The organism is Acinetobacter halotolerans (genome assembly GCF_004208515.1).
Lineage (GTDB): Bacteria > Pseudomonadota > Gammaproteobacteria > Pseudomonadales > Moraxellaceae > Acinetobacter > Acinetobacter halotolerans.
This window is the reverse complement of sequence record NZ_SGIM01000001.1, coordinates 244,763-258,831: the sequence shown is the minus strand read 5'-3', so window position 1 is coordinate 258,831 and position 14,069 is coordinate 244,763. Positions and strand designations below refer to the sequence as shown.

Genomic DNA, 14,069 nt, shown 5'->3' with positions numbered 1-14,069 from the left:
TTCTTTTTTAAATCGTGGCTTAACGTAATTTTAACGTCATTAACCCTAAAACCACCAAGAAAATCGTAATAATCCAGAAGCGAATCACCACTTGAGTTTCCTTCCAGCCTTGTTTTTCATAATGATGATGTAGAGGTGCCATCAGGAATACACGTTTGTTTCGCATCCGCAATGAGCCAATTTGCAAGAATACCGAGATGGCTTCCATAACAAATACACCACCCATAATCGCAAATACAATTTCCTGTCTAACCATGACTGCAATCGTACCGAGCATCGCACCCAACGCCAACGCACCGACATCACCCATAAACACTTGAGCAGGGTGGGCATTGTACCAAAGGAAGGCCAAACCAGCACCGATCATCGCTGAGCAAATCACCACAAGCTCTGAGGTATATTTCACATAGGGAATATGTAGATAATTGGCAAAACGAATATCACCAGACAAATAAGCAAATACGCCCAAACCTGCCGCGACCATCACAATCGGCATAATCGCCAAGCCATCCAAACCATCGGTTAGATTGACTGCGTTAGATGCACCATTGATCACCAAATAAGTAAAGGCAATAAAGGCTAAACCAAGTGGAACCGCTGAAAGTGGAATGGAAAGATTCTTAAAAAATGGAATCAATAAGTCCAACATATTCGCGGTATGCAAGGCACTATCTTGCTGTTTTGCAATTACATATAAGGCAATACCTGCGCCTAATGAAGCAACTGAAGTCCAAAAAAACTTTTTACGAGCAGGTAAACCCGCGTTGTCTTTATAACGGACTTTAATCCAATCATCAGCCCAACCGACTGCCCCAAATACCACCATAACCCCCAGAACAATCCAAACATACGGGTTGGATAGGTCTGCCCACAACAGGGTACTAATACCAATAGAGAGCAGAATGAGAATCCCCCCCATGGTCGGCGTTCCCATCTTCTTAGCATGATTTTCAGGTGCAAAAGAGCTCACCGCTTGACCATATTTTAATGCTTGTAATTTGCGAATCATGATCGGTCCTAAAACCAATCCAATTGCCAACGCGGTTAGTAGACTCAATAATGAACGCAATGTTAAATAACGAACAACTTGGAACGAGCTGTTATACCCCGCCAATTGTTCAAATAACCATAACAACATTTAAATTTTCTCCATCAAATCAGCCATCAACGTTTCCATGTGGGTGAAACGGGACCCTTTGAAGAGGAAACTCATCGACTGGGGTTGATGTCTTTGCACTAAATTAATTAAAAACGGTAACGCCTCTGCTTGTGTGGCAAATGCATGTAATGTTTTGGCATGCGCCGAGCCCTGCTGTGCTGCTTCAGCAAACTCTCCGACCACAACCAATGCATCTAAAGGCAAATTCGCTAAATCTCGGCCTAAATCATGATGTTCTTGCCAACTTGATTCACCAAGCTCACCAATGTCGCCCATGACCATGACTTTCAAACCTTGCTGCTGCAATAGGACATTCGCAGCTGCACGCATTGAGGTTGGATTAGCATTATAAGTATCGTCAATAAATAGGTGCTGTTGATGTTGAATAAAATTCAAACGACCTTTTGCACCTTGTGCGTGTTCTAAGCCATGCACAATATCATCGAGTTCAACCCCAATCGCCAACGCAAATGCGGTGGCTGCTGCTGCATTTTCCACATTATGCGCACCTGCAAAGGGTAGATTCACAGCGCGAACACCATGCGGTGTATGCAAACGGAACTGTGAAAATTGAGGGTGAAGTTCAACATCAGTGACAAAGATATCTCCACCTTCACCAAAACTTAAAATTGGATGCTTTTGAGCCCTCTCACGAATGCTTGCCGCATAATCATCCTTTGCAGGAACGATCGCAGTGCCTTCAGGCAAAATGTGCGCATAAATTTCTGACTTCGCGCGACAAATACCCTCTCGCCCACCAAACTCACCTAAGTGCGCTGTTCCAATATTTAGAATGCCAGCCACATGCGGTTGCACTAGATTTGAGGTGTAATCAATCTCACCTTGATGACTCGCCCCAAGCTCCATCACGGCATAGCGATGTTCTTGACGTAATTCAAGCAACATCATCGGCACCCCTAAATCATTGTTGAGGTTACCTCGGGTAATCAACGTCGGCGCTAAACGAGACAGAATGCTGCCTAACATCTCTTTAGTCGTGGTTTTACCACTGCTGCCCGTCAATGCAATCACTTTAAGTTGTGGGTTCTGTTGACGACGATAAGCCCCCAAATGTCCCAAAGCCAAGCGCGTATCTTTGACCACAAGCTGCACAATATCAGCATCGACTGGACGTTCAACAATCGCCATTTGACATCCCTGCGACGCAACTTGTGCCACAAAATCATGTGCATCGAAACGCTCACCTTTCAATGCAAGAAAAACATCCCCTGCTTCAGCATGGCGTGAGTCTGTCAAAATTCGCTTGATTTCACCTTGTAGAGGTTTTGCGTTATACCACTCACCCTGTGTCGCTTGTTGTAATTGTTCTGCTGTCCAAGGTTCTAATGGAACGGTACTGGTGGTTGAGGTGTGCATACTTGTTATTTACCTTTTGACTCTTATTGCGCAGGATATGCTGAGTGTATCGAATGTGGCTGTGCAGTAATTGCTGATTGCACCTCTACTACATCATCAAACCAATGACGAACGCCATCAACTTCCTGATAGTTTTCATGTCCTTTTCCTGCGATCACCACAATATCTCCTGCTTGTGCATGTTCAACCACAAATCTAATCGCTTCACGGCGATCATGAATTTCATGCGTCGTATGATCAGCAAAGTCAATATTTTGCTTCATATCAGCAAAAATCTGTTCAGGGTTTTCAGTCCGTGGATTATCTGAAGTCAAAACTACAGGATTGGCATGATCAAGTGCTGCTTGTGTCATCAATGGACGTTTACCACGATCACGATCCCCCCCACAACCAAATACCGCCCAAAGCTGACCAGAGACATGGCGCTTTAAAGTCGTCAACACTTGAATCAAAGCGTCGGGAGTATGTGCATAATCGACCACGAATAAACGCTCAGCATCCTGAATCACTTGCATGCGACCAGGTGCACCCTGTAATTGTGGAACAAACTGCACTAAATCAGCCAAAGCAAAACCTGCATATTCCGCAGCAATTAAGCTTGCCAATAAATTCTCGACATTAAAATGTCCCAGCAATGGACTTTGAACTGAATATAAACCAGATGGCGCAATCAGCGTAAAACGAGCACCACTCAATTGATAGTGCAAATCAGCAATATGGTAATCTGCGCTCGCTTGAGTCAATGAATAGGTCAAGATTTTAGGTTGCGATGGATTAGCCTTGGCGGCATCTAACATCAAGGCAGCATATGCATCGTCTAAATTAATCACCACGGCTTTTAAGGTGGTAAATCTAAATAACAAGGCTTTTGCTTCAGCATAAGCCTCTAAAGTACCGTGATAATCCAAATGGTCACGACTTAAATTACTATAGACCGCGATTTCAATCTCACAGCCGTTTAAACGACCTTGCTCCAAGCCATGAGAACTTGCTTCTAAGGCAACAAATGCTGCACCCTGCTTGGCATAAGCATGCAGTGCATTTTGTAATTGTAATGCATCTAAAGTCGTGTGACTGGAGGGTGTCAAATTCGGCAAAATACCATTGCCCGTGGTCCCCATCACCGCACAGCCTTGTCCTTGTGAACTCACCAATTCCGCGATTAAACGAGAAATTGTGGTTTTGCCATTGGTGCCTGTGACTGCAATACCGCGTAAGATCGATATTGGATCAATATGCTGCAAATATTGCTTTTGCCATTCGCCCAATAACTGACGGACTGTTGGGCAGGTCCACTCTTTTTCTAAACCTAGCGCAGTTTCACTAATCACCACCAATGCACCTGCATCCAATGCATTTTGGGCAAATTGGCGGGTTTTCTCAGCTTGGCTAAAACTATTCAACGCAATAAAGATTTGCCCTGCTTCAAGCTTACGGCTATCCAAACAAAAACCGTTAAAAGGCTGCATAGACCACGCTGCATCGATGTTGATTGGATGTATCTGTTGAAAACTAATCGACATTTTTTACCTACGCACTGGAGTTGGTGAAGTATCTAGTGGTCTATCCAAAGGCACATTGAGTAAGCGTAAGGACTCTTGCATAATTTTGGCAAAAACAGGCGCTGCGACCAAACCACCATAGTAGCGACCCTGCGGATTTTCTACGACAACGATCATTGCCAAACGAGGATCACTCACAGGCGCAACACCCGCAAATAAAGCACGGTATTCATTATTTGAATACCCCTTACGGTCAGCACGAAGTTTGTGCGCTGTCCCCGTTTTACCCCCAACACGATAACCAGGAATCACGGCTTGTTTTGCTGTACCCCCCGGTAAAGTGACTTGTTCTAACATCATTAAAACTTGATCTGCAATTTTAGGATCAAGCACCTGTTTGCCTTCGGGTGCTTGTTCTAGCTTATGCAAACTCAACGGCATTTCCATGCCATGATTCGCCAACATCGCATAACCTTGTGCAAGCTGTAAAATCGTGGCATTCAAACCATAACCGTAAGCCATCGTACCCAGTTGTGAAGAATTGAGCTTATCTCCAGAGTAGAGTAAACCTGCACTCTCACCTGGAAATCTCACATCCGAACGCTGACCAAAACCGACACGACGGAAAAAGGACGGCAAAGCATCTTTAGGCAAAGACAAGGCAAGTTTCGCTGAACCCACGTTTGATGATTTAACAATCACACCTGTCAATGTCAGCGCACCATAGTTATGGGTATCACGAATGGTATGCCAACCCAAACGCATCGACCCTGGTGCGGTATTGATAATTGAATTCGGTGTGTATTGACCACTTTCTAATGCAGCAGCAACGGTAAATGGCTTCATGGTTGAACCCGGTTCAAACATATCAATCGCACCACGGTTACGCATGGCATCTTTATTTGAAAGCCCGCCCTTATCATTTGGGTTATAAGATGGCCAACTGGTCATCGCCAAGATTTCACCCGTTTTGACATCGACAGCAATCGCTGTGGCTGAACGTGCATTGTTTGCAACACCCGCGGCAGTCAACTCGCGATACATAATATATTGCAATCGTGAATCGATACTCAGGGTGATATTTTCGCCTGATTCGACCTCTTTGATCACTTCAGAAACTTTGAGGCGATTGCCTTTTTTATCACGGATAATCTTCTGTTCGCCATCAACCCCTGCCAGTCGTGTATTCAACTGCATTTCTAAGCCTTCGATACCCGTGCCTTCACTATTGGTCAAACCAATAATTTGTGCATTTGCTTGAGGCTGAGGGTAATAACGTTTATAACTTTTCTCAGTATAAACACCCTGAAAATTGCGCTTTAAAATTAAATCTGCTTGTTGCGGTGGAATCTCTTTTTGCAATACCAAATAACGTGAACGAGCCCGATCATTCATTTGTTGCTTTAAAACTTTACGGTCAATCCCAACCGCATCAGCCAATTCATCTAAGTTTAAGTTTTTATTGGGCAATTGACGTTTTAGGCGGCGATTGGTCGGATCTTTTTTGAGTTCTTCAGTAATTTCATTAAATTGTTTTTTAGCATCCCAATAATCTCTTGGGTCAATTACGATTTTCATGATCGGCGTACTGATTGCCAGCGGCACACCGTGACGATCACTAATCACGCCACGCATCGCTTCTAGACGTTCAGTCCTTAAAATATTGGCATTGGCCTTGTTTTGCAAAAAGTCTTTATTGACCACTTGTACATAAAATGCGCGTGCCACTAAAACCACAAAACAAAGCAGTACCACGCCCCAAAGCAAATAAAACCGCCACATATCCAAAGCAAGTGTTGGTTTTGCCGAAATAGACTGCTGTTTTCTTCGTATCGGTTTACTTCGCTTATCTGCCATACAGCATGCCTTATTTATCTTGCTTCGAGGTCGTAGGTAAAGAAATCACAACGGTTTGTGCTGCGGGTGGTGAGAACATGCGGAGTTGCGTAACCGCACGTGAACCAATCTGTGCCGTTGCACCAAAGGTTTGCTGCTCAATAAGCAGACGCCCCCATTCAGCATTTAAATCATCTCTTTCACGCATATATGCACTCAAGTCACGATAGTCATGACGATATTCAAATACTTGAAACACCACCATCATTGCACTCGTGAAGACCAGTGCAACAAGTACAGCATAAACAACGACTTTTTTCAGTCCATTTTTGCTGTTTGGTAGAACCTCGTCATCATTTTTATTGTTCATTATTTGCCTTTTTGCTCTATACGCTCTGCAACGCGCAGCCATGCACTACGAGAGCGAGGATTTTCTTTCACTTCAGCTTCACTCGCACGAATCCGAGACACTTTCTTTAAGCGTCGCGTATCAACGCGTTGTTGCGGCATGCCCCAGCCATGATCTTCAGCTAGAGTCGATTCTTTTTGAATAAACTGCTTAATTAAACGATCTTCCAAAGAATGGAAACTGATCACGGCTAATTGACCTTGGGCTTTCAACAATTCTACCGCTTGCGGTAAAAACACCTCAATATCATCCAGCTCTTTATTTAAAGCAATTCGAATCGCCTGAAAAGTTCGCGTGGCAGCATGTTTATGCTTTTCCCATTTTGGATGAGCAACTTTAACGATTTCTGCGAGCTGCGCAGTGGTGGTAATTTCACCTGCTGCTTTAATTGCTTTGGCAATACGGCGACTATAACGCTCTTCACCGTATTGATAGATAATATTAGCGAGTTGTTCTTCTTCAATTTTCAACAACCATTCTGCCGCAGTCGGGCCTTGCGAATTGTCCATCCGCATGTCCAATGGTCCATCCTTCATAAAACTAAAACCACGCTCTGCTTGATCAAGCTGTGGTGAAGACACGCCTAAATCGGCCATGATGCCATCGACTTCAGTAATACCGATCTTGGCTAGCTCAGATTGTATATCCGCAAAACTAGCATGAATAATTTTGAATCGAGGATCTTCTTGTTCTAATTGTGCTGCGACTTCAAGCGCTTGAGGATCTTTATCAAATCCGTAAACACGTGCATTTTGATCTAATTTTGAGAGCAACAATTTGGTATGACCGCCACGCCCAAAGGTAGCATCAACAAAAACACCGGAGTCGCGACCTGCCAAAACGCCATCAATGGTTTCGTGAAGTAAGACAGAAATATGCGACATAGTAGATAAATCAACAGCTAAAAATTTAACTGCACATTATCACCTTGTTTTATGCCAGTACCAAACGACTTTTTGTAGAGAATTCTTAACTTTTCATAGGTAAAACCGTTTTCTTCTCATTTTCCATTCAATAAAAAAGCAAATACCTCGCGTATTTGCTTTTGCACTTAAGCCGTTCAAAGTGGCGACGCTTAGTTCTATCGCTTTTGAGAATATATTTGGTCAAAAACTGCACCATTCACAAAATGTGTTTTTTGCGCTTTTTCCCATCCACCAAACACCTCATTAATATTGAATAATTGAATCTTCGGAAATTGCGCTGCATATTTTGCTGCGACTTGCGGATGACGTGGGCGGAAGTAATGTTTCGCCGCAAGCTCTTGTCCCAAAGGGGAATAAAGGAAGTTTAAGTAGCCACGCGCTAAATGACGATTTCCATTTTTATCTACTGTTTTATCGACGACTGCAACAGAAGGCTCTGCCAAAATCGAAATAGAGGGATAAATGATTTCAAATTTATCTTTTCCCAAACCTTGAGTTGCCAATAACGCTTCATTTTCCCAAGATAACAGCACATCACCAATACCACGTTCAGCAAAAGTCGTTAAAGAACCACGTGCACCTGAGTCTAGAACTTTGACATTATGGTAAAGTTTTTTGACTAACTCACGCGCTTTTGCATCATTTCCAGCGGGTTGTTTTAATGCATAACCCCAAGCAGATAAATAAATCCAACGCGGCGCACCGCCTGTTTTAGGATTTGGGGTAATAATTTCAACGCCATCTTTAGTTAAGTCATTCCAATCACGAATATGCTTTGGGTTGCCTTTGCGAACTAAAAAGACAACGGTTGAAGTATAAGGTGCAGAATTATTTTTAAATTGTTTTTGCCAATCTTTTCGAATTAAACCAGCATTCGCTATTTCATCGATATCATTGGCAAGTGCTAAAGTCACCACATCTGCTTGTAGACCATCGATCACGGATCGAGCCTGCTTACCCGACCCGCCATGTGACTGTTTAAAATTAACGTCTTGACCTGTCCTTTGCTTCCAATACTGCCCAAACGCCTGATTATATTCTTGATAAAACTCACGCGTTGGATCATATGATACATTTAGAAAAGCTGTCGCTGCTTGAGCTACACCAGTTAAACTCAACAGCAAAAATGTTGTTATTACTATTTTCATTTATTTCTTACTCATCAGACCCCATTTATAAACACTATATTTAGTGTCAAATAGCTTTACAATCATATGGTTATATTAATAATTAGATTATTATTCTGCATTTAAGATATACCGCTACAAACTATCTATTGCACTATAAATATACAACGAGACATTGTGAGCTAAAATTAGAAAAGTGACAGCCTCCACGCTTTCTACACATTTGCTTGCTAAATTTGTATTGTGTACAAAGTAGCAACACTGTTATAAATATAGGCAGTCAGGTGTCTAAATTTTATATTTTTTGTAAAAAATGTGACACAGTTCTACTTTTTTATTATTTTTTATGTTTGAATTGTATCTATAAAGCAAATTATTAGTTATTTGGTTCGTCTTGATAGACGACAAATCAAAAGGGGATGTGAGCAATGCGAGCATTAGAATTGAAAAAAGCACTTTGCCTAAGTTTATTTTTAGCCTGCTCTGTACAAGTTGGGCATGCAGCTGCAATTAAAGAAAATAATAGTTTAAAAACACTCGAAAAAACGACTTCACCTATTGTTAAAGCACTTGATCAGCAAAAACGTAATACTTCATTATCATTATCTAGCACAGATGATGAGTTAAAAATGCTAAATACGATTCGTACCACCCCCACTCAAACATTCTTTGCCAGTCAACACGAGCGTTTTTCTCGTTTTGTGCAAACCATATTCCAACCACATAGTTCTTAACGATTAAATATGTAATTCATCTCATGTTTAAATGAGCCTAGTCATACCGTGACTAGGCTTTTTCGTTATAATAGTTCAAATTTTAATTTAAACGCCGATCACTTATGACAGTTCGTACTCGCATTGCGCCCTCTCCTACAGGCTTTCCTCATGTAGGCACTGCCTATATTGCATTATTTAATTTATGTTTTGCTCAACAGCACGGTGGTGAATTCATTTTACGTATCGAAGATACGGATCAGCTTCGTTCAACACCTGAATCTGAAAAGATGATTTTAGATTCTTTACGCTGGTTAGGCTTAAATTGGTCAGAAGGCCCAGATGTGGGTGGCCCACATGCCCCATATCGCCAATCTGAACGTATGGGCATATATAAACAATATGCACTTGAATTGGTTGAAAAAGGTCATGCTTTTTATTGTTTTGCAACTGCAGAAGAACTCGATCAAATGCGTGCAGAACAACAAGCACGTGGTGAAACACCAAAATATGACGGCCGTGGTCTAAAACTCTCACAAGAAGAAGTTCAACGTCGTCTTACTGCGGGTGAACCACACGTCATTCGTATGAAAGTGCCTGAACAAGGTATCTGTAAAATCAATGATATGTTACGTGGTGAAGTCGAAATTCCATGGGCACAAGTCGATATGCAAGTTTTGCTAAAAACGGATGGCTTGCCAACCTATCACCTTGCAAACGTCGTGGATGATCATTTGATGGAAATCACCCACGTGTTACGCGGTGAAGAATGGCTCCCTTCTGCACCGAAACACCAATTACTTTATCAATATTTTGGTTGGGACATGCCAGCACTGTGCCATATGCCTTTATTGCGTAACCCAGACAAATCAAAACTTTCAAAACGTAAAAACCCAACCTCGATCAACTACTACCGCGATATCGGTGTCTTACCTGAAGCATTATTGAATTATTTAGGTCGTATGGGCTGGTCGATGCCTGACGAGCGCGAAGTGTTCACCCTACAAGACATGGTGGACAACTTTGACGTACAACGTGTTTCACTGGGTGGCCCAATCTTTGATGTTGAAAAACTGAATTGGTTGAATGGTCAATGGATAAAAGCACTCACACCTGCACAATTATTAGAACGTTTATTAACATGGAAAAATGATCCAAAGACTTTAGAAGAAATTGCTGCTGCGATTCAACCGCGAATCAACTTGTTGTCAGAAGCTGTGAATTGGGCTGGTTTTTACTTCAATCACATGCCACAAATCAGCAAAGAACAATTTGAAAGCAAAAAGTTGACTGAAGAACAAGTTCGTCAAAGCTTACAGTTCGCGATTTGGCGCTTAGAAAGCCAGTTCACATGGAACAACGACACGGTGAGCCAAACGCTCATGGACTTGGCAAATCAAATGGAAATTAAATTGCGTGATTTCATGCCTGCCTTTTTTATTGCCATTGCAGGTTCAACCAGCTCAACCCCTGTGATGCAAGCGATGGTGACGATTGGTCCTGATTTAACTTTTGCGCGTTTACGTCATGCTTTAGAAATTGTAGGTTCGCCAAGCAAGAAAGAACTTAAAGTGTGGGAAAAATTAAATGAATCACTAAAATTGCCGAAAATTGATGCAAATAGTGAAAGTTAATCCAACATAATCATTGACGTGTGAGTGCAATCCCCCTAATATTGCCTCACACAAACTGGGGCCATAGCTCAGTTGGTAGAGCGCTACAATGGCATTGTAGAGGTCAGCGGTTCGATCCCGCTTGGCTCCACCAGAGTTTCGAAATAGCAAACTTAAAGCACTGCTTTAAGGCTTTGCCGAAACGCAAGACAAGCAGCTATGCTGCGCGTAGTATCTGATCTAACACATAAGTGAAAGATAGGATACAAACCATGCCTCATCTGTCCCTATCGTCTAGAGGCCTAGGACATCGCCCTTTCACGGCGGTAACCGGGGTTCGAATCCCCGTAGGGACGCCATATTCTGTTTATCTAATAATTATATTTTTCTCACAATCTTTCCATTAAATCAGATTGCACATTTTCGATTTTTCCATAAAATAGCCGCTTCTCTATGCTTGGACAAATTGTCGTATGCAATCTTCCAACTCAAATACCCATCAAGACCCAAATGCACCAAAAACATTAAAACGTGCTATGAGTACTCGCCATTTGGTGATGCTCTCTCTCGGTGGCGCAATCGGTACAGGTTTATTTCTAGGTTCTGGCGAAGTTATTGCCCAAACTGGCCCTATAGGTGCAATTATCGCCTATATTTTAGGTGGTTTGATCGCCTATATGGTGATGTTATGCCTCGGTGAACTCGCTGTACACATGCCTGTAGCAGGATCTTTTGGTGCATACGCGCAAAAATATATTGGTTCAGGTACAGGCTATATGATCTCTTGGGTCTATTGGCTCACATGGACTGCCACGCTAGGAACAGAATTTACCGCCGCAGCTTTATTGATGCAGGAATGGTTCCCCCATATTTCGATGTGGATTTGGACTATTATCTTTGCACTCACCATTTTTGCACTCAACTTGAGTTCCACCCGTATTTTTGCTGAGTCAGAATTTTGGCTGGCCTTAGTGAAAGTCGTAACCGTTATTGTGTTTATTTTACTTGGTTTATTGGCAATTTTTGGCTTAATTCCATTTGATGGTGCCGAATCAGCACCGCTGTTCCACAACTTGACTACGCATGGATGGTTCCCTCAAGGTCTGATTCCGATTTTCACCACGATGCTGATTGTAAACTTTGCCTTTTCTGGGACAGAGTTAATCGGTGTGGCAGCCGGAGAAACCAAGGATCCAGCGGTCAATGTTCCAAAAGCGATCAATGCAGCGATTTGGCGCTTGTTGATTTTCTTCGTTGGTACCATCATCGTCATTAGTGCCTTGCTGCCTTTCGAAATCGCAGGTTTAAGCGGTGAAGGTGTCAGTAGCAGTCCCTTTGTCACGGTATTTAATTACATTGGTATTCCTTATGCAGATGACATCATCCGCTTTGTGATTATCACCGCGTTGCTCTCTGCTGCAAACTCAGGCTTATATGCTGCTTCTCGAATGATGTGGTCGTTGTCAGCTCAACGTCAACTTCCGAGCCTTTTCTCTCGACTGTCTAAGAGTGGAACACCGATTATTGCGCTTGTAGTAACGATGTTTGGTGCGATACCTGGATTGTTATCTGAGCATTTTGCACCAGAAACCATCTTTAAGAATTTGTTAGGCGTGGCTGCATTCACCATGGTAATCGTGTGGATGAGCATTTGCTTGAGCCAATTCAACTTTAGACGTCAATGGTATAAAGCTGGCTACACCGCAAAAGATTTGAAATTTGCTGCGCCACTGTACCCTATCGTGCCAATCTTAGGGTTTGTGTTCTGCTTCATTACAGGCTTAAGTATGGCCGCAGATCCCGAAATGCATGCTGGCCTCATTGTTTGTTTAATTTTTATCGCGGCATGTTACTTAAGTCACTATGTCTTCTATCGTGATCAAAAATAAATAAATTTCAGAGAAAATGCACTTGTGTTCGCTAAAACTTCAATTGTTTTAGCTTGCCCAAGCTGCATTTTTTTGATTTTGATGTAATTTTATCCACTTGTTCGCTTTTTTTAACTTTTAGCCTGAAAAGCGTTTGACACATTATCTAATTCAACCTAATATACGCCCACCTCTGAAACGTCCCTATCGTCTAGAGGCCTAGGACATCGCCCTTTCACGGCGGTAACCGGGGTTCGAATCCCCGTAGGGACGCCATTAATGTTTCAGATGTATGCCTCAATATAAGTCCCTATCGTCTAGAGGCCTAGGACATCGCCCTTTCACGGCGGTAACCGGGGTTCGAATCCCCGTAGGGACGCCAAATTCTAAAAAAGCCACTGCATTGACAGTGGCTTTTTTTATGGGTGGATGTTCTTTATATAGGGCGAACACAGTTCGCCTCTACATTTCACCCAATGCCAACCTGAACCTCTAAACGTCCAGATTGTACACGCAGGCCTCGAATCTCAAATTGGTCAACCAGCTGTTGAACCAACTCTCGGCTTTCCTGCAAAATATTCAAACCAGGCAGAATACTAAAATCAGTCAAACTTAACAGCTTATCCACCATCCAAGAGCGGTTATTAATAAAATCAATAAAACCAGCCTCCTCGAGATCAATATACCAAATGCGATGCCCTTCTTTTTGAATACCCGGTACATCCCGAATCAAATGATTAATCAAGAAAGGAATAGGCAAAGAATTAATCACGTCAAAACTGACACTCCCCACTCGACGCGCCGCCCAATTGGTCAAAGTTCCGCCATGACGGACCTGAAGGTCTAAATGTTCATCTACCTGACGCAGACGTAAATATTTTTCCTGTCCAATACGACATTCTAAGACATTAAATTCTAATGAAAGACGATAAAGAAAACGGCGATAGTGTCCGTCTAATTCGATATGAAAACGATCATTGCCACATTCAACTTTAATGTCATCAATTTCAGTACGATCTATCCGTTTTCTTATCTGATTATTGAGCAACATTTCCGGCAAATACAAAGTTAAGCTGCTCTTCCCCAAAGAGGCTCTAGCCATACTTAATGCCACTTGACGTGCAGCTTCACTGGTTTCTGTGACAATATCTCGCACAGAGTTCCGCACCCCCTCGACACCGCGCTTGGTATGATGGGTAACATGATCTAAAGCATCTAATGCCGCATCTGCCACACCCGCAATATTACGAGAAGTATCACTGGCAAACTCAACTGCATCTTGTGCATGTTGCAATGTCTTATTTATGAGCCGACGTGATAATGATGGTTTATTATCAGATGCTGCTGTATCTGCTGGCATAATATCGAACATTGCCTTTTTATCATCTTGTCGATTCAAGATGCTCTCCCTCTTCCCTTTCTTACTTATTCGCTCACTGCTTCTGAGCTATAGTCCACTTTCCGAACTGGTCGAACGTTTTTTCTAGATTAGCACGCAACGCAGCGCAATTTGCGTATTTTTGTTGTATATACTCAAAA

Annotated in this window: 11 protein-coding genes and 4 tRNA genes; 7 read left to right on the top strand and 8 right to left on the bottom strand. The window is 42.5% G+C overall.

The window, feature by feature from the left end:
- Window positions 1-19 precede the first annotated feature (19 nt).
- The 7 genes from mraY to EXE30_RS01190 form a co-directional block, all read right to left on the bottom strand.
- The gene (mraY, locus tag EXE30_RS01220; RefSeq protein ID WP_005193873.1) at window positions 20-1,138 is read right to left on the bottom strand and encodes a phospho-N-acetylmuramoyl-pentapeptide-transferase; all 1,119 of its coding nucleotides are present in this window, start codon (window positions 1,136-1,138) and stop codon (window positions 20-22) included.
- Window positions 1,139-2,536: a UDP-N-acetylmuramoyl-tripeptide--D-alanyl-D-alanine ligase gene (locus EXE30_RS01215; protein ID WP_130160845.1), complete on the bottom strand. Its 1,398-nt coding sequence runs from the start codon at window positions 2,534-2,536 to the stop codon at window positions 1,139-1,141. It lies immediately after the preceding gene.
- Between the two features lie 23 nt (window positions 2,537-2,559).
- A complete protein-coding gene (locus EXE30_RS01210; RefSeq protein WP_130160844.1) occupies window positions 2,560-4,059 on the bottom strand; it encodes a UDP-N-acetylmuramoyl-L-alanyl-D-glutamate--2,6-diaminopimelate ligase in 1,500 nt (499 codons plus the stop codon).
- Window positions 4,060-4,062: 3 nt separating this feature from the next.
- The gene (gene ftsI / locus EXE30_RS01205; RefSeq protein ID WP_130160843.1) at window positions 4,063-5,895 is read right to left on the bottom strand and encodes a penicillin-binding protein PBP3; all 1,833 of its coding nucleotides are present in this window, start codon (window positions 5,893-5,895) and stop codon (window positions 4,063-4,065) included.
- A 10-nt stretch (window positions 5,896-5,905) separates the two neighbouring features.
- Entirely contained in the window at window positions 5,906-6,244 is a 339-nt protein-coding gene (ftsL, locus tag EXE30_RS01200) for a cell division protein FtsL (RefSeq protein ID WP_004673228.1), read from the bottom strand.
- The gene (rsmH, locus tag EXE30_RS01195; protein ID WP_121928942.1) at window positions 6,244-7,167 is read right to left on the bottom strand and encodes a 16S rRNA (cytosine(1402)-N(4))-methyltransferase RsmH; all 924 of its coding nucleotides are present in this window, start codon (window positions 7,165-7,167) and stop codon (window positions 6,244-6,246) included. The genes ftsL and rsmH overlap by 1 nt, the downstream gene beginning before the upstream one ends.
- Window positions 7,168-7,364: 197 nt before the next feature.
- Window positions 7,365-8,357, bottom strand: a complete 993-nt coding sequence (locus EXE30_RS01190) for a sulfate ABC transporter substrate-binding protein (RefSeq protein WP_130160842.1) — start codon at window positions 8,355-8,357, stop codon at window positions 7,365-7,367.
- Between the two features lie 407 nt (window positions 8,358-8,764).
- Here EXE30_RS01190 and EXE30_RS01185 point away from each other — a divergent pair, with 407 nt between their 5' ends.
- The 7 genes from EXE30_RS01185 (at window position 8,765) to EXE30_RS01155 (ending at window position 12,912) form a co-directional block, all read left to right on the top strand.
- The gene (locus EXE30_RS01185) at window positions 8,765-9,070 is read left to right on the top strand and encodes a DUF4179 domain-containing protein (protein WP_130160841.1); all 306 of its coding nucleotides are present in this window, start codon (window positions 8,765-8,767) and stop codon (window positions 9,068-9,070) included.
- Between the two features lie 104 nt (window positions 9,071-9,174).
- Window positions 9,175-10,683, top strand: a complete 1,509-nt coding sequence (gltX, locus tag EXE30_RS01180) for a glutamate--tRNA ligase (protein WP_130160840.1) — start codon at window positions 9,175-9,177, stop codon at window positions 10,681-10,683.
- Window positions 10,684-10,740: 57 nt separating this feature from the next.
- Window positions 10,741-10,816, top strand: a tRNA-Ala gene (locus EXE30_RS01175).
- Window positions 10,817-10,945: 129 nt separating this feature from the next.
- Window positions 10,946-11,021, top strand: a tRNA-Glu gene (locus EXE30_RS01170).
- 114 nt (window positions 11,022-11,135) lie between these two features.
- Complete coding sequence (locus EXE30_RS01165) at window positions 11,136-12,551, top strand: amino acid permease (protein WP_130160839.1); 1,416 nt, start codon at window positions 11,136-11,138, stop codon at window positions 12,549-12,551.
- 179 nt (window positions 12,552-12,730) lie between these two features.
- Window positions 12,731-12,806 (top strand) — tRNA-Glu (locus tag EXE30_RS01160).
- Between the two features lie 30 nt (window positions 12,807-12,836).
- Window positions 12,837-12,912 (top strand) — tRNA-Glu (locus tag EXE30_RS01155).
- An 87-nt stretch (window positions 12,913-12,999) separates the two neighbouring features.
- On the opposite strand, the gene EXE30_RS01150 is transcribed toward EXE30_RS01155, so the two are convergent.
- Window positions 13,000-13,929 carry a hypothetical protein gene (locus tag EXE30_RS01150; RefSeq protein WP_130160838.1) on the bottom strand — a complete coding sequence of 310 codons (930 nt, stop codon included), beginning with the start codon at window positions 13,927-13,929 and terminating at the stop codon, window positions 13,000-13,002.
- Window positions 13,930-14,069: the final 140 nt, after the last annotated feature.